The organism is Streptomyces cinnabarinus, assembly GCF_027270315.1.
GTDB classification, from domain to species: Bacteria; Actinomycetota; Actinomycetes; order Streptomycetales; family Streptomycetaceae; genus Streptomyces; species Streptomyces cinnabarinus.
Map to the genome: position 1 here is coordinate 2990950 of NZ_CP114413.1, position 26841 is coordinate 3017790.

Annotated in this window: 12 protein-coding genes; 7 read left to right on the forward strand and 5 right to left on the reverse strand. The window is 74.4% G+C overall.

Annotated elements, in window-relative coordinates; genetic code table 11:
- Nucleotides 1-69 precede the first annotated feature (69 nt).
- The 7 genes from STRCI_RS13540 to STRCI_RS13570 all read left to right on the forward strand — a co-directional run bounded on the left by STRCI_RS13540 (nt 70) and on the right by STRCI_RS13570 (nt 11904).
- Nucleotides 70-1521 (forward strand): acyl-CoA synthetase, encoded by a 1452-nt coding sequence (locus tag STRCI_RS13540; RefSeq protein WP_269659176.1) that lies wholly within the window; start codon nt 70-72, stop codon nt 1519-1521.
- The gene (locus tag STRCI_RS13545; RefSeq protein WP_269659177.1) at nt 1514-2851 is read left to right on the forward strand and encodes a carboxyl transferase domain-containing protein; all 1338 of its coding nucleotides are present in this window, start codon (nt 1514-1516) and stop codon (nt 2849-2851) included. The genes STRCI_RS13540 and STRCI_RS13545 overlap by 8 nt, the downstream gene beginning before the upstream one ends.
- A 90-nt stretch (nt 2852-2941) precedes the next feature.
- The gene (locus tag STRCI_RS13550) at nt 2942-3295 is read left to right on the forward strand and encodes a CU044_2847 family protein (protein ID WP_269659178.1); all 354 of its coding nucleotides are present in this window, start codon (nt 2942-2944) and stop codon (nt 3293-3295) included.
- Entirely contained in the window at nt 3292-4953 is a 1662-nt protein-coding gene (locus STRCI_RS13555; protein ID WP_269659179.1) for a VMAP-C domain-containing protein, read from the forward strand. Before STRCI_RS13550 ends, STRCI_RS13555 begins: the two co-directional genes overlap by 4 nt.
- A 38-nt stretch (nt 4954-4991) precedes the next feature.
- On the forward strand, nt 4992-5999 hold the full coding sequence (locus STRCI_RS13560; RefSeq protein WP_269659180.1) for an AAA family ATPase: 1008 nt from the start codon (nt 4992-4994) through the stop codon (nt 5997-5999).
- Nucleotides 5989-10713 carry an SAV_2336 N-terminal domain-related protein gene (locus STRCI_RS13565; RefSeq protein WP_269659181.1) on the forward strand — a complete coding sequence of 1575 codons (4725 nt, stop codon included), beginning with the start codon at nt 5989-5991 and terminating at the stop codon, nt 10711-10713. Before STRCI_RS13560 ends, STRCI_RS13565 begins: the two co-directional genes overlap by 11 nt.
- A gap of 153 nt (nt 10714-10866) precedes the next feature.
- Complete coding sequence (locus STRCI_RS13570) at nt 10867-11904, forward strand: rod shape-determining protein (RefSeq protein ID WP_269659182.1); 1038 nt, start codon at nt 10867-10869, stop codon at nt 11902-11904.
- A 12-nt stretch (nt 11905-11916) separates the two neighbouring features.
- On the opposite strand, the gene STRCI_RS13575 is transcribed toward STRCI_RS13570, so the two are convergent.
- The 5 genes from STRCI_RS13575 to STRCI_RS13595 form a co-directional block, all read right to left on the reverse strand.
- Nucleotides 11917-13236 carry a hypothetical protein gene (locus tag STRCI_RS13575; RefSeq protein WP_269659183.1) on the reverse strand — a complete coding sequence of 440 codons (1320 nt, stop codon included), beginning with the start codon at nt 13234-13236 and terminating at the stop codon, nt 11917-11919.
- Between the two features lie 124 nt (nt 13237-13360).
- Nucleotides 13361-14629, reverse strand: a complete 1269-nt coding sequence (locus STRCI_RS13580; protein WP_269659184.1) for a sensor histidine kinase — start codon at nt 14627-14629, stop codon at nt 13361-13363.
- Nucleotides 14589-15275: a response regulator transcription factor gene (locus STRCI_RS13585; protein WP_041819985.1), complete on the reverse strand. Its 687-nt coding sequence runs from the start codon at nt 15273-15275 to the stop codon at nt 14589-14591. Before STRCI_RS13585 ends, STRCI_RS13580 begins: the two co-directional genes overlap by 41 nt.
- 4 nt (nt 15276-15279) lie before the next feature.
- Nucleotides 15280-25551, reverse strand: coding sequence for a non-ribosomal peptide synthetase/type I polyketide synthase (locus STRCI_RS13590; RefSeq protein WP_269659185.1), 10272 nt, complete (start codon nt 25549-25551; stop codon nt 15280-15282).
- Nucleotides 25511-26800, reverse strand: coding sequence for an MFS transporter (locus STRCI_RS13595; RefSeq protein ID WP_269659186.1), 1290 nt, complete (start codon nt 26798-26800; stop codon nt 25511-25513). The genes STRCI_RS13590 and STRCI_RS13595 overlap by 41 nt, the downstream gene beginning before the upstream one ends.
- Between the last annotated feature and the right edge of the window lie 41 nt (nt 26801-26841).

The window sequence follows — 26841 nt, forward strand, 5'->3', positions numbered from 1 at the left end:
GAGGCCGCTGACCGGGGCATCGTGGAAGCGTGCTGGTGACGCTCGCCGACTGCTAAGGAGATACGACGCGTGTCCTCTCTCTTCCCGGCCCTGGCCGACGGTCCGCCCGAGCGCGTCGCGCTGCGGTTCGGCGAGCGGTCCCTGACGTACGCGCGGCTGGCCGCCGCGACCGGCGCCCTCGCGGACCGGATCGGCGGGCACCGGCGGGTCGCCGTCTGGGCGACTCCGGCGCTGGAGACCGCCGTGGCGGTGGTGGCGGCGCTGGAGGCGGGGATCGCCGCCGTACCGCTCAACCCGAAGTCCGGGGAGAAGGAGCTCGGGCACATCCTGGCCGACAGCGCGCCCGCGCTCGTGCTGACCGCGCCGGGTGACGAACTCCCCGACGCGCTCTCCGACTTGGCGCGCGTCGACGTCGACGTCGACGTCGAGGCCACCGGAGAGCGCCGGCCGACGCGGGTCTCCGACGAGGACCCCGCCCTCGTCGTGTACACCTCCGGCACCACCGGCCCGCCCAAGGGCGCCGTCCTCCCCCGCCGGGCCGTCGCCCGCACCCTCGACGCGCTCGCCGACGCCTGGCAGTGGACCGGCGACGACGTGCTGGTGCACGGGCTGCCCCTGTTCCATGTGCACGGACTGGTCCTCGGCATCCTCGGGCCGCTCCGGCGCGGCGGATCCGTGCGCCACCTCGGCCGGTTCGGCCCGGAGGGCGTGGCACGGGAGCTGAGCGGCGGCGCGACCATGCTGTTCGGCGTGCCGACGATGTACCACCGCCTCGCCCAGGCCCTCCCCGACGACCCGGGGCTCGCCCGCGCGATGGGCTCGGCGCGGCTGCTGGTCTCCGGTTCGGCCGCGCTGCCCGTGCACGACCACGAGCGGATCGCCGAGGCCACCGGGCGGCGGGTGATCGAGCGGTACGGCATGACCGAGACGCTGATGAACACCAGCATCCGCGCGGACGGCGAGGCCCGCCCCGGCACTGTCGGAGTGCCGCTGCCGGGCGTGGAGCTGCGGCTGGTGGAGGAGGACGGGACGCCGATCACCGCGTACGACGGGGAGACGGTGGGCGAGATCCAGGTGCGCGGGCCGAACCTGTTCACCGAGTACCTCAACCGGCCCGACGCCACCGCGGCGGCGTTCACCGCGGACGGCTGGTTCCGCACCGGGGACATGGCGGTGCGCGATCCCGACGGGTACGTCCGGATCGTGGGCCGCAAGGCCACCGACCTGATCAAGAGCGGCGGTTACAAGATCGGCGCCGGGGAGATCGAGAACGCGCTGCTGGAACATCCGGGGGTGCGGGAGGCCGCGGTGACCGGGGAGCCGGACGCGGATCTGGGCGAGCGGATCGTGGCGTGGGTGGTCCCGGCGGACCCGGAGAAGCCGCCCACGGTCGAGGAGTTGGCCGATCACGTGGCCCGGCGGCTCGCCCCGCACAAGCGGCCCCGGGTCGTGCACCACCTGGACGCGCTGCCCCGCAACGACATGGGGAAGATCATGAAGAGAGCGCTGAGCCGTGGCTGACCGGCTGCACGCGCGGGACGTCGTCGCGCTGGTCGCCGACGACTCGTCGTTCGCCGAACTCCCGCACACGGAACGGGACTCCGCGCCCGACGGACCGCTCGGCTGGCGGGGCTACGACGGCTCCCGGCTGCGCGCCTCGGAGCGCACCGGCGAGGAGGAGTCCGTGGTCTGCGGCACCGCCCTCGTCGGCGGGACCCGGGCGGTGCTCGTCGCGTTCGAGTTCGGCTACCTCGGCGGCTCGCTCGGCGAACGCACCGGCGACCGCCTTGAGGCGGCCTACGCCCACGCCCGCGCCTACCGGCTGCCGGTCGTGCCGCTGGTCGCCACCGGCGGCAGCCGGATGCAGGAGGGCATGCTGGCGCTGACCCAACTCCAGCGCGTGGCCCGGCAGTCGGTGCTGACCCGGGAGGCGGGTCTGGCGCAGATCGCGGTGGTGCGGGACCCGACGACCGGCGGCGGCTGGGCCACGCTGGGCGCGGGCGCCGATGTGGTGCTGGCGCTGCCCGGAGCGCAGGTCGGTTTCGCCGGGTCCCGGGTCCGGCCCGCGGACGCGGACCCGGCGGCCTACACGGCCGAGGCACAGGTGGCGGCGGGGGCGGCCGACGCGCTCGTCCCGCCTCAGGAGCTGCGGACGGCCCTGGGCCGCTGGCTGCGCCTGCTGACGGCGACCAGCGAGGCCCCGGCACCGGTACCGGCGGCCCTCGGCGCCCCCGGACTCCCGGCGACGGGCTGGGACGCGGTACGGCGCGCCCGCTCGCCGGAACGCCCGCACGCCGCAAGCTACTTGGACGCCTACTTCACCGATCGCGTCGCCATCAGCGGCGACCGGGTGGGCGGCACCGACCCGGACGGCATGCTGTGCGGCTTCGGCACCCACGAGGGCCGTACGGTCGCCTACGCCGCGCAGACCGGGACGGCGACCCGGCCCGCCGGTTACCGCACGGCCGCCCGGCTGATCCGGCTAGCGGACCGGCTGGGCATCCCGGTGCTGACCCTGGTGGACACCCCGGGCGCCGCCAATGACGCGGAGGCGGAGCGGCAGGCCGCGGGAGGGGCCATCGCGGACCTGTTCACGGCGGTGGCCGCGGCCCGCACCCCGGTCACCACGCTGGTCATCGGCGAGGGCGGCTCCGGCGGCGCCCTCGCGCTCGCCGCGCCGGGCAACACCTGGGCCACACCGGACAGTTACTTCTCGGTGATCGCGCCGGAGCTGGCGGCGGCCATCCTGAAGCGCCCGGCCACGGAGGTGGAGCCGACGGCGGACCAACTCCGCATCCGGCCGCAGGATTTGGTGGAGCTGGGGGTGGTCCGGGGCATCGCGTCGGCCTGAACACCCGGGATCGGGCGACATTCCGAGCACCGTCCGTAACAATGGAGTTCATCGGGACCGCACAGATCACACGGGGGAGCAGGGCGCGCCATGGACGGGCTGATGGAGTTCAAGACCGCTGACGGCGCCGTCGTGGTCGTGGAGGGGGTCGAGGACGAGTCGGGGGCCCGGCTTGTCTCCCGGGAGGACGGCCCGGTGCGGGCGGCCCGGACCTTCGAGGGCGCCCTGGAAGGCGTGCGGGCGGCGGCCGAGTCGGCGCTCAGGGTCTTCAAGGACGGCTCGCTGCGACCCGACTCGGTGGAGCTGGAGTTCGGGGTGAAGCTCACCGCGGAGTCCGGCGCGGTCATCGCCAAGGGTGCCGTGGAGGGGCATCTGGTGGTCAAGCTGAGCTGGTCGCCGGGGCAGTCCGGCGGCCCGGCTCCGGAGGCCGCCGCGCGGTCATGAGCGGCACTGCCTGGCACGCCCGCGTCGAGTGCGGCACCGAGGTGGGCGCGGGTTTCCTGGTCTCCGGCCGCCATGTGCTCACCTGCGCCCATGTGGTGCGCCGGTGGGAGCTGGCGCCGGTCGTCGTCAGCTTCCCGGGCCACCGGGAGCTGACCGGGATACCGGCCACCGTCGCCGTGCACGGCGGCTGGCAGGGCCGGGCCACCGACCCGGGCGATCTCGCCGTACTGGAACTCGACCGCGAAGTGCCCCTCGCCCCGGCCGATTTCGCCTCGCCCGGCGATGAGCGGGAGCACGCGGAGCTGATCGCCTACGGCTTCCCCAAGGGGTACGACGAGGGCATGCTCGCCTCCTACCGGGCGCTGCCGGGGCCGCTGATCTCCGACGAGTGGGCCCAGCTGGAGGCGCTCACCGCGCACGGGCAGCCGCTGGCGGGGGGGTTCAGCGGGGCGGCGGTGACCCTGGCGGACGGCCGGGTGGTCGGGATGGTGTCGGCCGTCGCGGGGGGACCCGACACCCGGGTCGGCCGGATGCTGCCGACGCGGGTGCTGGTGCGCTACTGGCCCGAGCTGTGCGAGCGGATCCCCGACTCCGACCACCGCCCCGAGGCGCTGCGGCGGCTGTACGCGCTGGTGGAGCGGGCGGTCGCCGAGGGGCTCGACTGTTCCCCGGACGGGCTGTACCTGGATGCCGTGGGCCGGTTCGGGCCGCCGCTGCCCAAGGGCGGCTTCGCCTCGCTGAGCGCGGCGGCCGGGTATGTGCAGTGGGAGGTGCCCGACGCCGTGACCGCGTTCGGCGGCCGGCTGCGGGAGCTGCTGGAGGCCGCCAGTGCCCCGCCCGCGCCGCCCGCCGTGGCGCCCGCCTGGTCGCCGATCCTGGTCGAGATCGAGCACAGCGGCGCCGGTGCCGACCAGGTCACCGTGGAGGTCTCCGCCTACCGGGACGGCCACCGGCGGCGTGTGGACTCCCGGCGGCTGCCGCGCTCGGCCGTACGGGAGTACGTCCAGCGGCGGGTCGACGAGGCCTTCGAGCAGCTCGCGCCGGACGCGGAGCAGCTGGTGACGTTCGTGCTGCCGCGCGAGTGGCTGAACGAGCCGGTGGCGCACTGGGAGTGCGGCCCCGAGGACTCCACCCCGCTGGGCTGCGCGCATCCACTGGTCGTGGTGGACCGCTCCCGGTACCGCAGCGGACGCCTGCGGCATCAGCTCGCGAAGAAGTGGCAGAAGCTGGACGCCGGTACGGCGGCCCGGCTGCACCGGGTGGACTGCGGCGGGCGGGAGCGGCCGCCGGGGCTGCGCAAGCGGCTGCGCGACGACGACGCCGACCTGGCCGGGTTCTCCTACCCGCCCGGCGTGGCCCGTCCGCACTTCGAGGCCGGGCTCAACACCCCGGTCCCGGTGCTGCTGTGGCCGCGCACGGGCTGCGCCGAGCCCGGCCACGAGGGCCCCTGCGTCGGCACCGCGTTCCTCGACGAACTCGCCGCCTCCGTCACCGGCGTACCGCCCGCCGAACTGCCGCGCCGGGTCATGGAGTTGCGGGAGACGGCGGACGCGGACGACGACCCCGACGGGCACTGGGCGAAGGATGTCCAGCTGCTCTGGGACGATCCGCGCTGCTTCCCCCAGCCCGCCGCCAGCCTGCACTCCCCCGTCCACTGAACGCGCCTGACGACTCCAGGATCCAGGAGAGAAGATCCATGCCCCTGTGGCCCGTCTACACCGGCACCAACGAGCCGCACGACGGCATCGCCGAGCTGCCGCCGCCCCCGCCCTGGCGGGCCTTCGACGGCGGGCCGCCGCTCCCCTCGCCGGACACGACCACCGACGCCGCCGCCGTCTCCCCGGACCGCACGCACCGCGCCGCGACCTACCGGGCCACCGAGGAGACGGTCCAGCTCGTCAACGCCGCCCTCTACCTGCGCCGCCCGCTGCTCGTCACCGGCCCGCCCGGCACCGGCAAGTCCTCCCTGGTCTACGCCGTCGCCCGCGAACTGCGCCTCGGCCCGGTCCTGCGCTGGAACATCACCAGCCGTTCCACCCTGCACGACGGCCTCTATCAGTACGACCCGCTCTCCCGCCTCTACGCGGCCCGGCACACCACCGCCCCCGCCGACTCCGGCATCGAGGACCATCTGCGCCTCGGCCCCCTCGGGACCGCCCTGCTGCCCTACGAACGTCCCCGCGCCCTGCTCATCGACGAGATCGACAAGAGCGACCTGGACCTGCCCAACGACCTGCTGAACGTGCTGGAGGAGGGCCAGTACGAGGTCCCCGAGCTGATCCGCGGCGCCCGGGACACGCCCGTCGCCGAGGTGCTGGTCCACGGCACCGACCAGCGGGTCCCGGTGGAGCGCGGCCGGGTGCGCTGCCAGGCGTTCCCGTTCGTCGTGCTCACCAGCAACGGCGAGCGCGAGTTCCCGCCCGCCTTCCTGCGCCGCTGTGTCACGCTGCGGCTGCGCCAGCCCGACGACGCCCGGCTCGCCGACATCGTCCGCGCCCACTTCGACGAGGAGCCCGACGCCTACGCGCAGAGCCTGATCAGCCGGTTCCTGTCCAGGGTCGGCGGCGGCGACCTGGCCACCGACCAGCTCCTGAACGCCATCTACCTGGCCCGCTCCGCCGAGCTCGGCGCCGACTCCCTCGACGAACTCGCCGAGCGGCTCATGCCCTACCTCGGGGAGGCCCAGCACACCGATGCCTTCTGAGCGCCGCCGATCGCCCCTGGTCCGCCTGGCCGACGTACTGGCCGAGGCGGGCGGCGGCATGCGCCCGACCGCGCTCGAACTGGCCGAACTGCTGTGGCTGGCCCGCCACATGGAGGATCCCCGGGAGACGGCGGCACCGGAGCCTCCGACGGCACCGGACGACGCCGTACGACCGCCGGAGCCGCCGCGCCCGGTGGAACAGCCGCACGACGAGGACCCTCCGGAAGCCCCGCGGGCCCCGCTGCACCTCCCCACGCCGGTACCCCCGCCACGGGTGCCGAAGCCCGCTGCGGCCGCCGCCCCCGAACCGCACGCCGCGCTGCTGGCCCCCGCCCCGCCGATGCTCCACCACCCGCTCGCCCTGCAACGCTCGCTGCGCCCGCTCAAGCGCCGCACGGCCGCCCCCGACCGGCTCGAACTCGACGAGCGGGCCACCGCCGACCGCATCGCCCGCCTGGGCGCCGGACCCGAGTGGTGGCTGCCGGTGCTGCGCCCCGCGCAGGAGCGCTGGCTGCGCCTGAACCTCCTCTACGACACCGGCCCCACGATGCCGGTCTGGCGCCCGCTGATCCGCGAACTGCACACCACGCTCGCCCAGTCGGGCATCTTCCGCACGGTGACCGCGCACCGCGCCGAGCCGGACGGCACCGTCCGCCACCCCGACGCCCACGCCCCCGCCGACGGCCGCACCGTCACCCTGCTGATCAGCGACTGCATGGGCCCGCAATGGCGACCGGGCCCGGCCGGCACCCGCTGGTACGCCACTCTGCGCCGCTGGGCGCGCCGCATGCCGCTGGCCGTGGTCCAGCCCCTGCCGGAACACCTGTGGCGGGACACGGCCTTGCCCACAACCCCCGGCCTCCTGAGCGCCCCGCATCCGGCGGCGCCCAACTCGGCGCTGTCGTTCCTGCCGTACGACGAGGCCGCGGCCGGGACCGGGATGCCCCTGCCCGTCCTCGAACCGGGGCCGCGCTGGCTGGCGAACTGGGCGGCGCTGATCGCCGCGCCCGGCGGGCAGGGGTTCCCGGGGGCGGTGGGCCGGCTGAGCGTGCGGACCGGGGACCCGGCGGACCGGACGGACTTCGGTGCGCTGTCGGCGGAGGACCTGGTGCTGCGGTTCCGTGCCTCGGCCTCTCCGGAGGCCGTCCGGCTGGCGGGGCATCTGGCGCTCGGGCGGCCGGATCTGGCGGTGATGCGGCTGGTGCAGGCCGCCCTGGAGCCGGAGCCGCGGCCGCAGCATCTCGCGGAGGTGATCCTCAGCGGCATGCTGACGGGCGTTTCCGGGCCGCCGGGAAGCTACGTGTTCCGGTCCGGCGTGCGGGAGTTGCTGCTGCGGAGCCTGCCGCGCACCGCCCGACGAGGGACGACGGACCTCCTCTCCCGGCTGGGCGCTCTCATCGACGAACGGGCCGGGACGGCGGCGGGCGAGATCCGGGCGACCACACCGATGGCGTCGGGAACGGTGACGCAGCCCCGGAGCGCGCCGATCGCGACGGTGGAGGTGGAGACGCGGGACCGGCTGGTGGGGCGGCGGGAGCGGTCGTTGCGCAAGCGGTACCGGCTGCTTGAGCAGGTCGGCGGGGGCGGGTTCCTGTGGCGGGCCGAGGACATGGTGACCGGGGCGCCGGTGGCGGTGTCGCGGTTCCCCGTGCTCCACGATCCGGCCCGCGTGCGGCTCTTCCTGCGGGAGGCGGAGGCGCTGGAGACGAGCCGTCCGGCGCAGGTGGTGTCCGTCCACGACTACGGGGTCGAGGACGAACACCAGTACCTCGTCACGGAGTACGTGGACGGCGTCGCGCTGGACTCCCTCGACTCGGCCGGCGGTCACCGGCTGCCCGCGCCGCTTCTGGTGTCGACGGTGTCCCAACTGGCCCGCGCGGTCGCCGGGATGCACGAGGCCGGGGTCCCGCACGGGTTCCTCGACACCAACCGGGTCATGCTCCTGCCGGACGGCACGGTACGGCTGACCCTGTTCAGCCTGGGGTCCGTGGGCCCCGAGCCGTACTCCGAGGACCTGCGTGACTTCGGCAACCTGGTGTTCCGCCTGGCGTCGGGCACGCTCGCCCGGACCGGGGTGAATGTCTCGGCCGATCAGCTGGGCGTGCTGCCGGAACCCATGCGCCCGTCCTACGCCCGCGCCCTGCGGCTCCTGTCGTCGGACGTCCTGGCGGACCAGCGGGAAGGCCTGCGCGCACTCCATCGCGACGCGTTCGTCCGCCGTGCGTGGAAAGCCCACGATCCCGTCTACTACTCCCTCCTCGGCAAGGTCTCCGCCCGCCGGGGCTCCGGGCGCCCGCTGGCCACCGGCTCCCCGCGGGAGCAGGCCATGCTGGCCATGCTGCTCCTGCACCACGGCCGGCCGATGACCCACACCCAGCTCACCGAGGGCATCTGGGGGCGACAGAGGCCCGAGGGCGATCCCGGTGCCCTGCTCCGCTCCTACGCCTCCCGGCTGCGCAACGCCCTCGGGCCCGGCGTGCTGGCCACCCTGCCCGACGGGTACGCCCTGCACACGAGCGCCGACTTCGTGGACGTCGTCTCCTGCCAGAAACTGGTGGAACAGGCGGAGAAGCAACGCGCGACCGGCGAACTCGCCGCCGCCCGCGGCACGATGGACGAGGCCCTGAGCCTCTGGCAGGGCGAGGTGCTGTCCGGCGTGCCCGGCCCCGCCGCCTCGGCCGCCCGCTCCCGCTTCCACCAGCTGCGCCTGTCCCTCTACACCACTCGCGCCGAACTCGACCTGGAACTGGGCGAGTTCGAACGCGTCACCACCGACCTCGCCGACTTGGTCCACGCCCACCCGTCCCGGGAGGACTTCCGCCGCCTGTATGTGATCGCACTCCAGCGCCAGGGCCGGATGGAGGAGGCGCTGGACGCCTTCGAGGACTACGAGGCCTCGGGGGGTGACAACCCCGAACTGCTGTCTCTGGGCCATGAGTTGCGCGAGGCGCTCACGGACGACCCCCAGTCCCGGCCGGAGGAACCCGCGTACGAGGAGGATCCCCCGCTGCTCGGTGAGGACGAGCCGGACCGGCTGCTGGTGGAGGAGGACACGGGCGACGACGAACCTGAGACCGAGCAGCGTGACTTCGCGCGCTTCGAATTCGCGGACGGACGGCCGCCCGCCAGGGCGATGACGGCCCTGCTCCAACTGGTCGGGGAGTTGGTCACGGCCGGCAGTCTCGCCGCGACGACCGACTATCTGTTGATGCGGAGCAACTCCGCCGTCACCGTGCGCATGGCGCCGTACGTGGACGCGGCCCCGCTGTTCCGGGCGACGATGGACGCGCTGTCCACGCATCTGTCCGCCCTCGGCGGCCTGCGGCTCTGCGTCACCTTCTGGGAGGCGCACGAGTTTGCCGACGGCACCGAGATCTCCAGCGACCGGCCGGACTTCGGCATGGTCAGGGCTGCGCTGGACACCTCCGAAGCGCAGGCGATCGTCGCGGTGTCGGAGTTCTGGCACTACGTGGAGGTCATCGACAACGCGGCCGTCGACCCGCACGGCTTCCGCCAGTTCAGCGGGGGCGGCGCGTGGTACTGCCTGATGGACCGGCCCGTCGGCGTGCGCCTGGCGCCGGAGGGGCGGGCGGTGCGCGGGCCCTTCCCCCTGCCGTACGACGGGGAGATCCCCCGACCCGTGGATTCGGACCACGTCATCGTCCTTTCCGTCGCGGACGGCGGTCTCGCTTTCGCGGACTCGCCCTCCGTCCGGGAGGCGTCCGCCGCCGTCCGCGCCGGGTGGCGCTACTTCGAGGTCGATCTACGAGAGCGCCATCTCTCGCGCCTCGGGGTGGCGGGGGCGTCCGTGTCGTGGCGTGTGGAGGACCCGCTCAAGGCCGCCGGGAGCCCCGGACTCGACCTGGCCAGGATGCTGACCGATGTGCTGGCCACCGCGACAGCCGGCAAGAGCCCGCTCAAGGAAGCCCTGGCGCAATGGAGCGTGCCCGGGTACGCGCTGCGCTGGACCCTGCCCCGCACACTCGGCAGGCCCACCGTGATCCAGTCGGGCACCGCCCAGCGCACGGTGCACAGGCTGATCCGCAACGCGCAGTGCGTACTGGTCGGATTCGACGAAGTCCTGACCCGGCTGTACAGGACGGACGAGGAGCGGGAGGTGCTGCGGGACGTCGCACATATGCTCGTGCAGGAACGCGACCCCGTGGATGCGCTGTCCGGGCAGCCGCTGCCGTCGACCAGGCCGACGGACCACCCCGACACCCTCAACCTGTTGCGGGCGTTCGCCGGACACAAGCTGGCCCATGAGGTTCGCGCGGTGGTGGACTCGCACGACAGCCGGGCGGCTCGTACCGCACGCCCCACCCCTCTCTCGCACGACCTGCTCACAGCGCTGGAGGCGAGCGGGGCCCGACCGGCCGTGGTGACCGACCGAGCTACGGAAGCGGTCACGTGGTACCTGCGGCGAGGCCGCCTGATCGACCATGTGCCGGGGGGTGTGTACGGCCGTTCCTCCGACCTCACCCGGCTGATGCCCCATCCGCACGTCCTGCTGGAGGCGCTCGCAGCGCCCGCCGCCGCCTGTGTCCTGATCGCCTCGACCGTCGCCGAACAGGCGGCCGCTCGCAGCATCGGCCTGCCGTTCATCGGCTACGCGCCGACCAGCAGGACCCGGCGCCAACTCCTCGCGGCGGACAGCAAGGTGCTGCTCACACCCAGCCTCACCCGACTCCTCGAAGCCGCCCGCTCCCGCTGACCTGACAGAACATTCACAAAGGACATAAGCGACAAAACCCCCCATTCAGCGGCGCCCCACCCGGCCCACCACAACACGCGCCCCCTCCCCACGCCCCCGCACGATTCCAGTGAGGCCCGCCGCCCGGCGGCCCACGCTCTCGGGAGGCCTGCCATGACCGCCAGTCTGGAGCAGCTGCGCCGCTGCCACTTCGCCGTCGACCTGGGCGCGGCGAGGACGCGGGTGTACGTGAAGGGGGCCGGGCTCGTCGTCGACCAGCCCTCCGCCGCCGCCGTGAACACCCGGACCGGCGCGCTGATCGCGGTCGGCGAGTTCGCGGAGAAGATGACCGGCCGTACGCCCGACTACATCCGGGTCGTCCGTCCCGTCTCCGGCGGCACGGTGGTCGACATCGAGATGGCGCAGCGCATGCTGCGGCACCTTCTCGGCGACAAGATCCGCCGCGCCCTGCGCCGCAAGCCGCGGCTGCGGGCCGCCGCCTGCACCCCGCACGACGCCGATCCGCTGGCGCAGCGCGCGGCCATCGAGACGCTGGTCGGGCTCGGGGCACGGCGGGTGGAGCTGGTGGACACGCTGATCGCGGCGGCCGTGGGCTGCGGGCTGCCCGTGGAGCAGCCAGAGGCCACGATGGTCATGGTGTGCGGTGCGGCGGCGACCCAGGTCGCCGTGCTCTCCCTCGGCTCGATCGTGACCGCCGAGCGGATCGCGGTCGGCGGCGAGGCCGTGGACCACGCGATCGTCCAGCACCTGCGCCACCAGCACGAGTTGGTGCTGCCGAGCCAGTCGGTACGGCCGCTCCAGCTCGCCCTGTCCGGCAACGGGCTCACCCCGCACGGGCCGGCGTCGACGGAGATCCACGGCCGGGACGTCGCCACCGGCCTGGCCCGCTCGGTCCAGGTCGACACCGCCGCCGTACGGGACGCCATCCAGACCCCGCTCACCGCCGTGCTCGACGGGATCGGCAAGGTGCTGCGGGACTGCCCGCCCGATCTGGTCGCCGACCTCGCGGACCGGGGGATCATGATGGTCGGCGGCAGCGCGCTGCTGCCCGGGTTCGACCAGATGCTGCGCCAGGCCACGGGCATGCCCGTGCACATCGCCGAGCGGCCGGACGTGTGCGCCGTCCAGGGTCTCGGCACCATGCTGGAGGGCAAGATCGCGCCGCTGGAGCTGGACCCGCTGGCCACCTGAGCCCGCCGCGGCCTACCTCACCTCCGCGATCGCCGCGCTCAGCTCCGCGGCCAGGCGCTCGGCCGTGCCCATGTCCTTGCGGTCCGCCGCCTCCCGGGCCTCCGTCAGGGTCGCCGTGACGTGCCGCGCCGCCGCCGAGTCGTCCCGCAGGCGTTGCCAGGTCAGTTCCATGCTGGTGACGTCGCCCGCGACCGCCCCCGCGTCGCCCTCCTCCGCGTCGATCCCCGACTGCCGTGCCCACAGGTCGAACCGGTCCAGATCCACGGCCCGTAGGGACTCGTAGCGCAGTCGCAGATCCCCCACGTCCTGCGCGACCCGCAGGGCCGCCTCACCCGGCTCCTCCCCCGTCAGCGCCTCGACGTCCCGGGTCGTCTGCCGCGACAGCAGCGACGGCACCGCGTCCGAGGCGAGGTAGGTCCGCCAGGCGCTCCGGACCGCCCGCGCGTCGCCGTCCGTCACCGCGCCGTCCTGCGCCGCCCGAGCCGCCCGGTCCAGCGCGGTCAGCTCGGCGGGCACCGCACGATCCGGCGCCGCGTCGGTGGGCACCGCGAGCGACACCGCCTCCAGGTCGCCGCCCTCCGTGCCGGTCGAGAACTCCCCGTAGCCAGGCGCGAAGACCTTCTCCTCGGTGGAGCCGTCCATGTGCACCTCGGTGACGGTGATCGCGCCGTCCACCTCTCCGTACGGCCCCTGGACGGTCCGGTCCACGGCCTTCACCGTGACCTCCTCGAACACCACCCCGGGCTGGTTCTCCGGCCGGTACACATCCCCCTCCGCCGGATCCGACGGCATGATCATCGCCGCCGGGGCCCGGTCCCGGCCCGCCTGCCAGGTGCCGTCCGTGTTCTCGACGACACCGTCCTCGTAGTTGAAGACGTCCTCCCCGAGGTACCAGACCGACCCGTCGTCCGCCTGGGCGTACCAGTCGAGGGCGACCTCGTGGATCCGGCCGTCGGAGTAGGCGGCGTACTGCGAGGTCAGGGCGGATACCGAGGTGCCGTCCCAGGTGATGGTCTTGCTGCCCGGCAGCACGCTCACCTCCGTCCGGAACACCTCCCCGTCCGTCTGGCCGCCCATGATCACCTGGTCCACCAACGCCGTCGGGTGCAGGGGGTTGGTGATCCGCGTCGGGTGGGTGAAGACCGGCTCGGCCAGATCCACCCGGTCGCCGCGAGGCGCCAGCGGCAGGCACTCCTTGCCCGTCTCCCCCGTGTCCTCGTCGACGACCCGCACGCACTCCCCGGCCCCCGCGTCCCCGGAACAGGCCCCGGCCAGCAGCACCGCGATCCCCGCCACCGCCCCCGGCCACAGCAGCCTCCGCCGATCGTTCATGGCGGCCTCCTCACCTCGGGCCCCGTACGACAGACCCTCCCGCACACCCGCTGAACGAACCCTGAACGCCCCTGAACGCGCTGTCAGAAACCGTGGGTGAGCAGATCACCGGGCGGGCGGGCGCTCACTCCCCCGCCGACGGCAGCGTCACCAGGAATCTCGCCCCGCCCGAGGCGCTCTCCCCCGCCTCCGCGCGGCCCCGGTGCGCCGCCGCCACCTCCGCGACGATCGCGAGGCCGAGACCGGCGCCGCCCGCCGCGCGCACCCGGGACTCGTCGAGCCGGACGAAACGTTCGAAGATCCGCTTCCGGTCGGCGGGCGGCACACCCGGGCCGTCGTCCTCCACCGCCAGCCGCACCTGCCCGTCGCCGGTGTCCGTCAGCGCGATCGTCACGCGTGTGCGGGCGTGGCGGGCCGCGTTCTCACCGAGGTTGCCGACCAGGCGCCGCAGCGCGTCGGAGTCGCCGGTGACCCGGGCCGCGCCCACGCCGGTGCTGTCGACGGTCAGGTCCGTGGCCTTCGCGCGCAGCCGCCGTACCTCCTCCAGGACCAGGTCGTCGAGGTCCACGGGGCGCCGGGTCGTGGCGAGGGCGCTCTCGTCGGCGCGGGCGAGGAGCAGCAGATCGTCGACCAGCCGCTGCATCCGTACGGCCTCCTCCCGCACCGTCCCGGCCAGCGCCGCCGCGTCCGCCCGCGCGGGGTGCGCGAGCGCCACCTCGGCGTGCTGGCGGACCGTCGCGACCGGAGAGCGCAGCTCGTGGGAGGCGTCCGAGACGAACCGGCGCTGCGCGGCCTCGGCACGGGCCACCCGCCCGAGCGCCCGGCCTACGGCCGCCCAGGTCGCGGCGGCCGCGAGCACCAGCAGCACCGGAACGCCGATCAGCAGCAGCCGGGTCACGGTCCCCGTCGCCTCGGCCACCCCCGCGGGCGCCCGGCCGTCCAGCACCGTCAGCGCGCGGTCGCCGTCCCGCGCGCCGACCGCGACGACCAGGAACGCGTCCTCGTCCAGTCCGGTCTCCACCGTCGTGGTGCCGCCGGGCGCCAGCCGGGCCAGCGGCGGGCGGCCCTCGATGTTGTCGCTGGACGCCACCACCGTCCCGTCCGCGGCCACGACCTGGAGGAACTCCTCGTCGTCGGCGGACACCGCCAGCGTGGGCACACCGCGGCCCGCCTCGATCACCCGGGCCACCTCACCGGCCCGGTCCCGGGCCGCGTCCCGGACGTCGTTGCTCAGCTCGGTGCGCAGCCCCAGGACCAGGGCGACACCCCCGGCGACCAGCGCGAGCGCCACCGCCAGCACGGCGATGACCGTGGCCCGCACCCGCACGGCCCGCAGCTGCCGCCGGGCCTGCTCACCGGTCCCCGGGGTCATCTCGCACCAGCCGGTAGCCATGCCCCCGGACCGTCACCAGCGACCGCCGGCCGAAGGGCCGGTCGACCTTGTTGCGCAGCCGCCGCACATACACCTCGACGATGTTCGGGTCGCCCTCGAAGTCGTCGCCCCACACCTGGTCGAGGATGGTCCGCTTGGCGACCGCCTCGCCCGCCCGGCGCAGCAGGAACTCCAGGACCGCCAGCTCCCGCGCCGTCACCTCGATGTCCCGTCCGGCCCGGCTGACCGTCCGGGTCGCCGGGTCGAGCCGCAGGTCACCGGCGGTGAGCACGGCGGGCCGCTGGTGGGCGTCGCGGCGCAGCAGGGCGCGCAGCCGGGCCAGGAGCACGCCGTAGGAGACCGGCTTGGTCAGATAGTCGTCGGCGCCGGTGTCCAGGCCCTCGATCTCGTCCCACTCGCCCTCCTTGGCGGTGAGCATGAGGATCGGGGTCCAGTCCCCGGCGCCGCGCAGCTCCCGGCAGACGCGGTAGCCGTTGAGGCGCGGCAGCATGATGTCGAGGACGATGGCGTCGTAGGCGTGCTCGCGGGCCAGCCACAGCCCGTCGACGCCGTCGAGCGCGACATCGACGGCGAAGCCCTCGGCCTCCAGCCCGTCCCTGAGCCCGGCCGCGAACCGCTCCTCGTCCTCGACGACCAGCACGCGCACCTTCTCACGCTAGCTCTTCCAGCAGGGCCGTGAAGCTTCGCGCCCAGCCTTCGACGGTCGCCGCGGTGAACAGGTCCGTCGAGTACTCGAAGGTGACCTCGATCCCCTCCTTCCCGGGCACCAGCACCACGTACAGCTCGTTGCGTGCCACGCCCGGCATGGGCAGGCCCGTCACACGCGTCCGCAGCGGGGGCAGTTCGAGGACCGGGGGCGGGGTCGTGACCACCGTGAACAGGACGGTCGGGAACAGCTCCGGGCCCGGCTCCACCAGCTCCACGACCTCGGTCAGCGGCAGCTCCTGGTGGTCGAGGGCGGTGAACAGGCTCTCGGCCAGCTGGGTCACCAGGTCTTCGAAGTTCTCGGTCCGGCGTGCTCGTATCAGCACCGCGTCCCCGAGCAGCCCGACGGTGCCGGCCCGCTCGCGCCGGGTGCGGTTCGCGCTGGACGCGGCGAGTACGACGTCCTGGGTGTTCCCGCACAGCCGGCCCGCCCACAGCGCGAACGCCGAGGCCAGCACGGCGTACGGCGTCACGCCGAGACGGGCGGCCGTGGCGGCGATCCGGTCCGGGGTCTCGCCGCCGACGGTCCAGGTGTGCAGCGCGCCCCGGCCGGAGAGGGCGGCCGGGCGGGGGTGGTCACAGGGCAGCGGCAACCGCAGGGGGACGCCGGTGAGTTCGGTCCGCCAGTAGCGCTCCAGCTCGGCCCCGCGTGCCGGGGACAGCTCCTGCTCGTCGCGGGCGAAGTCGGTGAACTGGTCCGCGACGGGCGGGAGTTCGGCACCCGCGTACAGCGCGCCCAGCTCCTCCCTGAGGACGCCCAGCGACCAGCCGTCGCAGACCGCGTGGTGGAACACCGTCAGCAGGATCCAGCGGCCCTCGGCGAGCCGGGCCAGGCGGAAGCGGAACAGCGGGGCGCGGTCCAGGGCGAAGGGCACCCGGGCGTGTTCCTCGCACCACCGGTCGGCGTCGGCGACCTCCGCCACCGGAACCTCGACCGGAACCTCCGCCAGCACCTCCAGCACCCGCTCGGTGCACCTGGCGCGCAAGGCGTCGTGCCGCCGCACCAGCTCGGTCAGCGCGCCGCGCAGCCGCTCTACGTCCAACTCCCCGTGCAGGTCGATGCGGTGGGCGACGTTGTAGACGGAAGGGTCGGTGCGCTCGTGGTGCCGGCGCCAGAGCCTGCGCAGGGTCGAGGTCAGCGGCACGGTCGCCGTCACGCGCCCGGCCGCGGCCCGGGAGGCGACGCCCCTGATCGTCGGCGCCCGGAAGAAGTCGGCCATCGTCACCTCGACGGCCAGCTCCGCCGCCATCCGGTGCAGCAACCGGATCGCGCCGAGCGAGTGGCCGCCCAGCTCGAAGAACGGGCGGGTCACCGGCACCCGCGCCACACCCAGCTCCTCGCACCACAGCTCGTGCAGCGCCTTCTCCAACGGGGTGCCGGGCTCCGCCTCGGCCGTCGCCGCTCCGGTGGGCTCGGGCAGCCGGGCCCGGTCCAGCTTCCCGGCGGCGTTCACCGGCAGCCGCTCCACGGCCACCCACCGCCCGGGCACCAGATGCTCAGGCACCTCGGCGGCGAGGGCGGCCCGCAGCGGCGCCGGATCCGCCCCGACGACATAGGCGACCAGCTCGCTCTCCCCGTGCCGGTCCCGACGCGGTACGACCGCCGCGTCCCGCACCCCGGGCAGTGCGGCCAACGCCGCCTGCACCTCGGCCGGTTCGACCCGATGCCCGCGTATCTTGACCTGGTCGTCGACGCGCCCGCAGTACTGGAGGGCGCCGTCGGTCCGCCAGCGCGCCAGGTCCCCGGTCCGGTACAGCGTGCCGCCGTCCACGAAGGCCGCGGCCGTCTCCCCGGGCCGGTTCAGATAGCCGGCGGCGACCGGGACTCCCCCTACGTGGATCTCGCCGACGGCCCCCGCCGGCACCGCCCGCCCGGCCGGATCCCGCAGCAGTATGCGCGCGCCGGGGACCGGCCTGCCGATGGGCGGCAGGGTCTCGCCCCTGGGGTCCACGCGATGCGAGGTGACGATGACGGACGTCTCCGTCGGCCCGTACTGGTTGTACAGCGCGCACTCGGGGTGCCCGGCGAGAAAGCGGCGGAAGGCGTCGGTGAGCTGGAGCGCCTCGCCCGCCGAGAACAGCTCGCGCAGCGCGGGCAGCCGGGGCCCGGTCTCCATCAGATACCGGAGCGGGGTGCACGGCATGAACATCCGCTGCACCTCGTGCCGCCGCGCCGACTCCGCGACGGCCGCCGGGTCGTACCGCGACTCGTCGTCGATCAGGACCAGTTCCGCCCCGGAGGCCAGCGTCGTGAAGATCTCCTGCACGCTCACGTCGAAGGAGGGCGAGGTCCACTGGAGCGTGCGCAGCGGCGGATGCGCGGCGAGGTGGGCGCGGACCAGGTTGGCGGGGCCCCGGTGCGGGACGACGACTCCCTTGGGGCGGCCGGTCGAGCCCGAGGTGTAGATGCAGTACGCCGGGTCCTCGGGGCGGACCTCTACGTCCGGCGGGTCGGTGGGCAGCGCGGGGTCCGTGTCCTCGACGAGGTGCGTCCCGGTGCCGAGACCGGGGTGCCGGGCCCGCAGATCCCCCGAGGTCAGCAGGAGGACCGGGTCCGCGTCGGCCAGCAGGGCGGCCAGTCGCGGGGTGGGCGCGGACGGGTCGAGCGGGAGATAGGCGGCACCGCTCTTCAGGACCGCCAGCAGCGCCGTGATCAGCTCCGGTCCCCGCGGCAGCAGCACCGCCACCCGCTTCCCGCGTCCGGCACCCCGGCCGCGCAGGAGGTGGGCGAGCCGGTTGGCGGACGCCGCCAACTCGCCGTAGGTGACACGTTGTTCGTCCGTCACGAGGGCCACGGCAGCCGGTGCCCGGCCCTCGACCAGGCCGTGCAGGGTGTCCCCGGTGGCCGGGGCGGGCTCGTCCAGGTGCCCGAGCCGGGCGAGGAGGGTCCGGTCGGGGTCCGTGAGGTCGGTCAGCGGGGCGGTGGGGGTGTCCAGGGCGCGGCGCAGCACCCGCTCGACGTGGTCCACCAGGCGCCGCACGGTCGGCTCGTCGAAGAGCGCCGTGTCGTACTCGACCATGAAGCGCAGTCCGTCCGCGTGGTGGGTCAGATAGACGCTGAGGTCGAAGGGGGCGCGCTCGCTGGGCACGTCGAGCAGGGTGGCGGTGAGCCGGGGCGGGTCGAAGTCGACGCCGCCTTCGTTCTCGTACTCGACCATGACCTGGAAGAGTGGATTGCGGCCCGGGTCGCGGTGCGGGTTGAGCGCGCCGACCAGTTCGTCGAAGGGGACGCGCCGGTGCTCGTACGCCGTCGTGCTGCCGTCGCGCACCCGGCGCAGCAGCGTCGGGAAGTCCGGTTCGCCGCCGAGGTCGACACGGAGCGGGACGGTGTCGAGGAAGAGCCCGACCTGGTCCTCGGCGCCCGGCGGCCGGGCGGCGACCGCGGTGCCGAGCACCACCTCGCGCTGTCCGGCGTACCGGCCGAGGACCGCGCCGATGGCACCGGTCAGCGCCATGAAGAGGGTGGCCCGGTGCCCGGCGGCGAACGTCCGCAGTCCGTCGACGAGTCGGGCGTCCAGGGAGTGGGTCAGGCTCGCGCCCGCGCCGGTCCGGACGGAGGGGCGGGGGCGGTCCGTGGGCAGGGTGAGCTCGGGGGCGTCGGCCAGTTCGCGGCGCCAGAAGTCCAGGGAGGCGGCGAGTTCGGCCGGATCAGGGCTCTCGGGGGTGGGCGGCTCGGACAGCGGCGGGGGCTCCTCACCGCGGTAGTGGGCGGCGAGGTCGCGGGCGAGGACGGCGGTGGAGGAGGAGTCGAAGACGATGTGGTGGGCCAGCAGGAAGAGCAGATGCCGCTCCGGCGAGAGCCGCAGCAGCCGGGCGGTGACGAGCGGGCCTTCGGCGAGATCCATGCCGTGGGCATGGGTGGCGAGAACGGCCCGCAGCGCCTCCTCCTCGCTCGCCCCGCTGTGGTCGTCGACCGGGCAGTCCAGCCGGACGTCGGGGCGTATCTCCTGGTAGGGCACGCCGTCCGCCTCCCCGAACACCGTGCGCAGCGCGGGGTGCCGGTCGGCCACCCGGTGCAGCGCCTCGCGCAGGGCGGGCAGGTCGAGCGGCCCGTCGAGGCGGATCGCCTTCGGCTCGCAATACATGGTGGTGCCCGGGTGCAGCCGTTCGAGGAACCAGATGCGGCGCTGGGCGGGAGACAGGGGCGTACGGCGACGACGCGCCGGGGCCGCCGCCTCCGAGGCGTACGTGTGCCGCCGGACCCGGTCCAGCACCGGCAGCCCGGCCAGCACCTTCTCCCTCGGCACCCCGAAGTCCACGAAGCAGGCGATCTCATCGGCACCGGCCGCCACCAGCCGGCCCACCGCCTCGGCGGCCGTGCGCTCGTCGCCGATCAGCGCGCGGGAGTCGCAGTAGCGCTCATAGGCCCGCCCGAGCAGGAACTCCACATCCTCCTCGGGGGTGTTCGCCAGGTCGACGTCGAAGCCCAGGCTGTTGGTGACCTGGTCGAACAGGGCGAGCGAGGAGCGCAGATACGACACGAACGGCCGGTACGCCTCCGCCCGGGCCCGCTCGCCGTCCTCGTCGAGGTAGGTGTGCACCAGCACCACGACTCGCCCGGCCGCCGGATCGAGCCCGTGCTCGTGGCGGGTACGCCGGTACAGCGCGATGTTCTCGGCGAGCCGCTCGACGGTCTGCGTCATCAGGTTGGTGACCACCCCGAGCCCCTCGGCGGCGGCCCGGCGATAGCTGTCCGGGTTGCCCACCACAGCCGCGTACAGGGGCAGTTCGGCCTGGATCGGGCGCGGGTGCAGCCGTACGTCGACCTGGGCGCCGTCGCCCGCGATCACCGGGACCGCCCGGCCCGACCACAACTCCCGTACCGTCTGCAGCCGTTCGTACATCACCTCGCGGTGCCGACCGTAGTTCTCCGGCGCGAGCGCGAAGTCGGCGGCGTGCCAGCCGCTCGCCACGCACAGGCCCGCCCGGCCGCCGGAGATGTTGTCGACGACCGACCACTCCTCGGCGACCCGCACGGGATGGTGCAGCGGCAGCACCACCGAACCGGCGTTCAGCCGGATTCTGCTGGTCCGCGCGGCGAGCGCGGCGGCCAGCACGGAGGGGTTGGGGAACAGCGCGCCGAAGGAGTTGAAGTGCCGCTCGGGGAACCAGAGCCCGTGGAAGCCCTGACGGTCCGCGAACTCGGCCGCGTCCATGATGAGGCCGTACTTGTCGTGGGCGGTGTCCTCGGGGTAGTCGCCGAAGAAGTAGAGGCTGAAGTCGGGGCCGGTGGTGGGGGTGAACGGGGTCTGCTCGGTCACCGTTTGCCCGGTCACCGCTTTCACGGGCTGCGGTTCCGGTGCCCGCGGGGCGGCCAGTATGTCCAGCTGACGGTTGATCACTCCGGTGACCTGGTCGGCCAGTTTCCGGGCCAGCTCCAGCTGCTCGCCGAAGAGGTCACGCAGATCAGAAGGCGGCTCCTCGGGAACGGGCTGCGGCTCGGGCTGCGGCTCCGGCTGCGGTGCCGAAGCCTCCCCTCCTCCGATCCGCTCCGCCAGCTTCCTCGGCGTATCGGCGGAGTCGAACAGCTCACGCACCGGCACGCGCACGCCGTACCGCTTCTCCAACTGGGTCGTCATCCCCATCAACGCGAGGGAGTCCGCGCCCAGTTCGAAGAAGGAGCGGTCGGGAGTGACGTCGGCGACCGGAGTGCCGAGTGCTTCGGCGGCCAACTCCCGTACGCCATTGAGCACTTCACCGGAAGCCTCGGCAGCGGCGGCAACGACGGGCTCCGCCACGACCCGGCTCGCCCGCAGCGGATGCCCCGGCAGCGGGATCCGCCCGCTGTCCGCCGTGACCGCCCGCCAGTCGAGCTCCGCACCCCGCTCGTACGCCGCCCCCAGCCCCGCCAGCACCCCGCCGGCCTGCTCCACGGCGCCCGCTCCCCCGCCCTGTCCGCTCAGCCAACGGCTGTTCGGAACGCAGTGCAGACCCAGACCGGTGAGCGTGTCCCCGGCGCCGATCTCGACGAAGTCGAGGTGACCGCGTTCGACGGCCGTGGCCATGGCGAGGTCGAACCGGACCGGCCGCCGGGCCTGGCGGAGCAGATAGTCGACGCCGACGGTCCGTCCCTCGGGCCGCCACGCACCGTCGGCGGTGGTGACCAGCGCGGTGCGCAGCGGACGGTACGTCACCCGCTCGGCCTCCGACCGGAACTCCCGCAGCGCCTCGTCCACGGCGGCGGAGTGAAAGGCCCGGTCCACCGACAGCGCCCGCCAGCGCAGCCCCTCCGCGTCCAGCAGCCGGGCCACCGCCTCCAGGGCCTGCGGCGACCCCGAGATCACCTGCGAGCGCGGTCCGTTGACGGCGGCGAGTTCCGCTCCGGCCGCCAGCGCCACCCGCTCCGCCTCCGCGCGCTCCGCCCGCACGGCGAGCATGCCGCCCACCGGGCTGAGCGTGTGCATCAGCCGCCCGCGCAGAGCGGTGAGCCGCAGTCCGTCCGCCACGTCGAGCGCCCCGGCCACACACAGCGCCGCGTACTCGCCCACGCTGTGCCCGAACAGCAGCGCGGGCTCGACCCCGGCGGCCCGCCACACCTCGGCGAGCGCCACCTGGTGGGCGAAGAGGGCGGCCTGGGCCGTGTCGGTGGGCCAGACCTGGTCGGTGGGCTTCTCCTCCAGCAGGAGGGACAGCAGGTCGTCCGGGCACTGGTCGAGGACCCGCCGGGCGACGGGGTGGGTGGCGTACAGCCCGCTCGCCATGCCCCGGCGCGCGCTGCCCTGCCCGGCGAAGGCGAAGGTGAAGCCGACCGGGCCGCCGACAGAGCCCGACGCGCCCCGCTCCGGCGCCCGTTCGGTCAGCGATCGCGCGAGCTCCGCCGCCGTACGGCCCACTGCGGCCGCCCGGAAGGCGCGGTGCGGGCGGCCGAGGGCCAGGGTCGCCGCCACTTCGGTGGCCGCGAGCTCCGGCCGCCGACGCAGGTGGTCGGCGACCGAGTCGGTGAACTCGGCGAGCGCCTTCTCGTCGGTCGCCGACACCGGTACCAGGACCGGGAGTTCACGGGCGGGACCCGGCGCCCGCGCTGGTGCCTCCTCCAGGACGACATGCGCGTTGGTGCCACCGACCCCGAGGGCACTGACGCCCGCCCGGCGGGGAGCGCCTTCCGGGACGGACCAGGCCCGCAACTCGGTCGCGAGGCTCAACGGACCGTTATCGAGACGCAGTTCAGGATTGGGCCGGGTCAGGTTCAGTGTGGGGACCAGCGTCCGGTGCCGGAGCATGAGCACCGTCTTGATCAGCCCCGCCATGCCCGCGCAACTGTCCAGGTGCCCGATGTTCGGCTTGACCGAGCCGACGGCGCAGAAGCCGGTGCGCCGGGTGCCCTCGCCGAGGGCCCGGCCGAGCGCCGCGAACTCCACGGGGTCGCCGAGCCGGGTGCCGGTGCCGTGGGCCTCGACGTAGGAGATCGTCTCCGCGGCGACGTCCGCCCTGCTGAGGGCCTGCCGTACGACCTCCACCTGCCCGGTGACGCCGGGGGCGGTGAAGCCGACCTTGCCCGCGCCGTCGTTGTTGACGGCCGAGCCGAGGATGACCGCGTGCACGGTGTCGCCGTCGGCGAGGGCCCGGTCGAGGCGTTTGAGCAGGACGGCGGCGACGCCGTTGCCGCCGACCGTGCCGTCGGCGTCCGCGTCGAAGGCCCGGCAGCGGCCGCTGGGCGACAGGATGGAGCCGGGGTGGGTGCGGTAGCCGCTTTGCTGCGGCAGATGCACGGCCGCGGCCCCGGCGAGCGCCAGCTCGGTCTCCCCGTTCAGCAGGGCCTGGACGGCGAGGTGGACGGCGACCAGTGAGGTGGAGCAGGCGGTCTGCACGCCGATCGCCGGTCCGGTGAGCCCGAGCCGGTAGGCGACCCGGGTGGCGAGGAAGTCGGGCCGGGTACCGATGGCGCTCTGCATACCGGTCGCGGGGTCCACGGCCGAAGCCGCCTCGGTGACCTGCTGGTGGTCGTAGAGGTTCATGCCGGAACCCGCGAACACGCCGATCCTGGTCCCGGGTTCGGCCGCCGCGTGCCCGCCGTCCTCCAGCGCCCGGTGGCAGCACTCCAGGAACAGCCGGTGCGCGGGATGGGTGAGCCGGGTCTCCTTGGGGCTCATCCCGAAGAACTCGGCGTCGAACTCCTCGACCCCGTCCAGGACCCCGGCGACCGGCACCCGTTCGGGCCCGGCCTCCCCGAAGACCCGGACGCTGTCGACTCCGTCGCGCAGGTTCGCCCAGAACCCGTCGACCGTGTCCGCGCCGGGAAAGCGCAGGGCCATCCCGATGACGGCGACACGGCGGTCGTCAGCGGCAGCGGACTCCCGTGGCGTCTCCGGGCGTACGTCCGTCCCGGGGGCCGCCCCGAGATGTGCCGCCAGCGCGGCGGCCGTCGGATGCTCGAAGAAGGCCGTCTGCGGGATCTCCACCCCGAGCCGCTCCTCCAGCCGCGCCCGCAGCCGTACGACGAGGACGGAGGTCAGGCCGAGTTCGTAGAACGGCGTATGCGCGTCGGCCGGGCGGTCGAGGAGGGCGGCGAGTTCCTCCCGTACGACGCGCGCGACGGCGCCCGTATCGACCCGTGGGACGGTCGCCTCCCCCGCGATGAGCCGTTCCCGCAGCTCCGCCCGCCGCACCTTCCCCGCGGGCGTCCTCGGGAAGTCCCGCGCCGGGACGGGCACCACATGGGCGGCGGTGAGCCGTAGCCGCGTGTACAGGGCGGCCCGCACCTCACGCCCGATCCGGACGTCCTCCTCACCACCCCGGCTGACGAAGAACACCGCCAGTTCCTCGGTCCCGCGCACTGGGTGCGGGATGCCGCAGGCGGCCACCTCGCCCGGCCGGATCCCGGGGACGGCTCCGGCGGCCTCCTCCACCTCATGGGCGTGGACGTTGTGGCCGTTGAGGATGATCAGGTCCTTGCGGCGGCCGGTGACGATGACCTGACCGGCGTCGAGGAAGGCCAGGTCGCCGGTGTCCAGCCAGTCCCGTCCGGCGGGGAAGGCCGCGGCGTCGGCCTCCGGGTTGTCGACGTAGCCCGGGGTGAGGCGGGCGGGCGAGCGGACCTGGAGGCGGCCGACGCGGCCGTCGGGGGCGAGGTCGCCGTGGTCGTCGACGATGCGCAGGGTGACACCGTGCGCGGGCGCCCCGGCGGCGACGAAGGTGACGGTCTCCTCGTCCGGGGTCGAGTCGTCGGCGCGCAGGAGGTCGCCGCCGAGGCTGCTCTTGAGCAGCCGCTGCACGGTCCCGGGCCGGTCGAGTCGGCCGTAGGTGACGCCGGTGACGGTCTCCGCCATGCCCCAGGCCGGGACGATGTGCCCCTCGCGGACGCCGTAGCCCGAGGTCGCGTCGAGGAAGTCGCGCATGACGGGCAGCGTGATCTGCTCGCCGCCGCAGACGAGGGACTTCAGACAGCCCAAGTCCCATGTCCGGTCGGGCGATTCCCCCTTCAGCGCGTCCGCGACCAGCCGATACGCGAAGGTCGGCGCCCAGCCGTGCCGCGCCCGGTGCTCGTGCATCAGGTCCAGCCAGCGCAGCGGGTCGGCCAGCACCCGCTCGGTCGGCGCGTGGACGTTGGTGCAGCCGGTGAAGACGGCGAGCAGGTGGTAGAGCAGGAACGCCCCACTGTGGTCGACCGGGAGCCAGTTGACCATGGTGTCGTCGGGGCCGACGTCCAGGATCCGGCGGCTGCTCGCGGCGAAGTCGGCGAGCCCTTCGTGTGTGAGCCGGGCGGCCTTGGGCGCGCCGGTGCTGCCGGAGGAGAGCATCAGCAGGGCGACGTCGGAGCCGTCGGGTTCGGCGTACTCGTGCGCGGGCGCGGCGTCCGCGAGCTCGTGCACCTCCGTGAGGACGAGCGGGTCGTCCAGTAACGCGACGGCGTGCCGCAGGCGTTCGCGCGCGGGCGAGCCCGCGAGGGGCGGCTCGGCGATGGTGACGGGCCGGATCCCGCCGAGGACACAGGCCCAGAAGGCGGGGAAGAAGTCGGCGAGCGGCAGCCCGCACAGCACGACGACGTCCCCGCGGCCCACCCCGCGCTCGCGCAGCCCGCCGAGCAGCCGGCGGGCGCGCAGGAGGAGTTCGGGGTAGCTGAGGCGGCTGGTGGACCCGTCGGCGGCGACGGTGACGACCCCGGCGCCCGCCGCGGTCTCCGCCGCCCGCAGCAGCGCCGCCACCGCGTCCCGTGGATCCGAGGCGTCCCGCTCCGGCTCAGGCCCCTGGCAGACGGCCGTCCCCCGTACGCGTTCCATGCGTCCCCTCTTCCTCTGTCGGTGCCTGGCACATCGGTTCGTCTCTCGTGTAGCGCATGCCGGTGGTTTTCCGGTCGACGCGCCCCGCGCGGGAGGCGAACAGCAGGGCCAGCGCCCCGCACACGGCGGTTCCGTGGAAGAGCGCGACGACGGTCAGCGGCGACAGGGACTCCAGGGCCGCGGCGGCGACGACGGTCCCCAGCGCGAAGCCGGCCTGTTCCGCCGTGGCGGACAGCCCGAACAGCCGCCCGCGTTCCCGGTCCCCGGTGGCCTGGAGGCGCGAGGTGTAGACGATCTCGGTCCAGCCGTCGGCGAAGCCGGCAGCGGCGGCGGCCAGCATCAGCCCCACGGCGGGCAGTCCGGTGAAGGCGAGGACGAAGGAGCAGGACATCGCGCAGGTGCCGAGCGCGAAGGCCCGCTCGCCGCGCGCCGTCCCGCCCCGCTTGAGCACCTGGTGGGCGAGGACGGTGCCGACCGCCCAGGCGGCCCAGAACCGGCTCATGTACAGCGCGGGATCCGACGCCTCGGCGAGTTCGGCCACGACGGGCAGGGCAACGTTGTGCGAGGAGGAGGCCAGCGCGTCCGTGCCGCGCAGCGCGATGAGCCCGAGCAGCAGCGCGGGCACCCCGGCCCAGGCCCGCCACCACGGAAGCCCCGGCGAGGATTCGGCCGCCTCGCCCGGGGACTCCTCCTCGGTGCGCGGCCGGAGCACCAACAGGGCCGCCCCGGACACCACGAAGCTGGCGGCGTTGACGGCGAACGCGGTGCCGTAGCCGCCGTGGGCGATGACCGGGGCGGCGGAGGCGAAGCCGAGGACGGTGGCGAGGGAACGGGCGGTGACCAGCAGCCCGTTGGCGTGCGCCCGGCCTTCCTGCCCGACCATGACGGGGACCGCGCTGCGCAGGGCGACGCTGAAGCAGGTGTTCCCGGCCCCGAGCACGACCACGGCGCACCCGAGCACCCATAACGGCGTCCGCGCCCCGCACACCGCGAGCACGGTCATGGCGCCGGCCTGCGCGGCATCGGCGCCGATCATCACGCCACGCCGCCCGAGCCGCGCCATGACCGCTCCGGCGGCCGGCCCGGCCACGACGCCCGCGAGCAGCCTGAGCGCCATCACGGCCCCGATACCGAAGGCGGTGCCGGTGACTTCGTAGGAGAAAAGGCTCAGCGCGATGAGGTTGAGGTAATTGCCGTAGGCGGACACGGCGTAGGAGGTGACGAGCAGCCGAAACCTGAACGCACTCACCGGGCCCCCGTCCCCCAGGACTGCGATCTGAGACCTGCGCC

What these genes read in the sequence shown, in the direction of transcription:
- STRCI_RS13550 (WP_269659178.1), top strand. Translation starts at nt 2,942, where the DNA reads ATGGACGGGCTGATGGAGTTCAAGACCGCTGACGGCGCCGTCGTGGTC.
- STRCI_RS13555 (WP_269659179.1), top strand. Translation starts at nt 3,292, where the DNA reads ATGAGCGGCACTGCCTGGCACGCCCGCGTCGAGTGCGGCACCGAGGTG.
- STRCI_RS13560 (WP_269659180.1), top strand. Translation starts at nt 4,992, where the DNA reads ATGCCCCTGTGGCCCGTCTACACCGGCACCAACGAGCCGCACGACGGC.
- STRCI_RS13565 (WP_269659181.1), top strand. Translation starts at nt 5,989, where the DNA reads ATGCCTTCTGAGCGCCGCCGATCGCCCCTGGTCCGCCTGGCCGACGTA.
- STRCI_RS13570 (WP_269659182.1), top strand. Translation starts at nt 10,867, where the DNA reads ATGACCGCCAGTCTGGAGCAGCTGCGCCGCTGCCACTTCGCCGTCGAC.
- STRCI_RS13575 (WP_269659183.1), bottom strand. Translation starts at nt 13,236, where the DNA reads ATGAACGATCGGCGGAGGCTGCTGTGGCCGGGGGCGGTGGCGGGGATC.
- STRCI_RS13580 (WP_269659184.1), bottom strand. Translation starts at nt 14,629, where the DNA reads ATGGCTACCGGCTGGTGCGAGATGACCCCGGGGACCGGTGAGCAGGCC.
- STRCI_RS13590 (WP_269659185.1), bottom strand. Translation starts at nt 25,551, where the DNA reads ATGGAACGCGTACGGGGGACGGCCGTCTGCCAGGGGCCTGAGCCGGAG.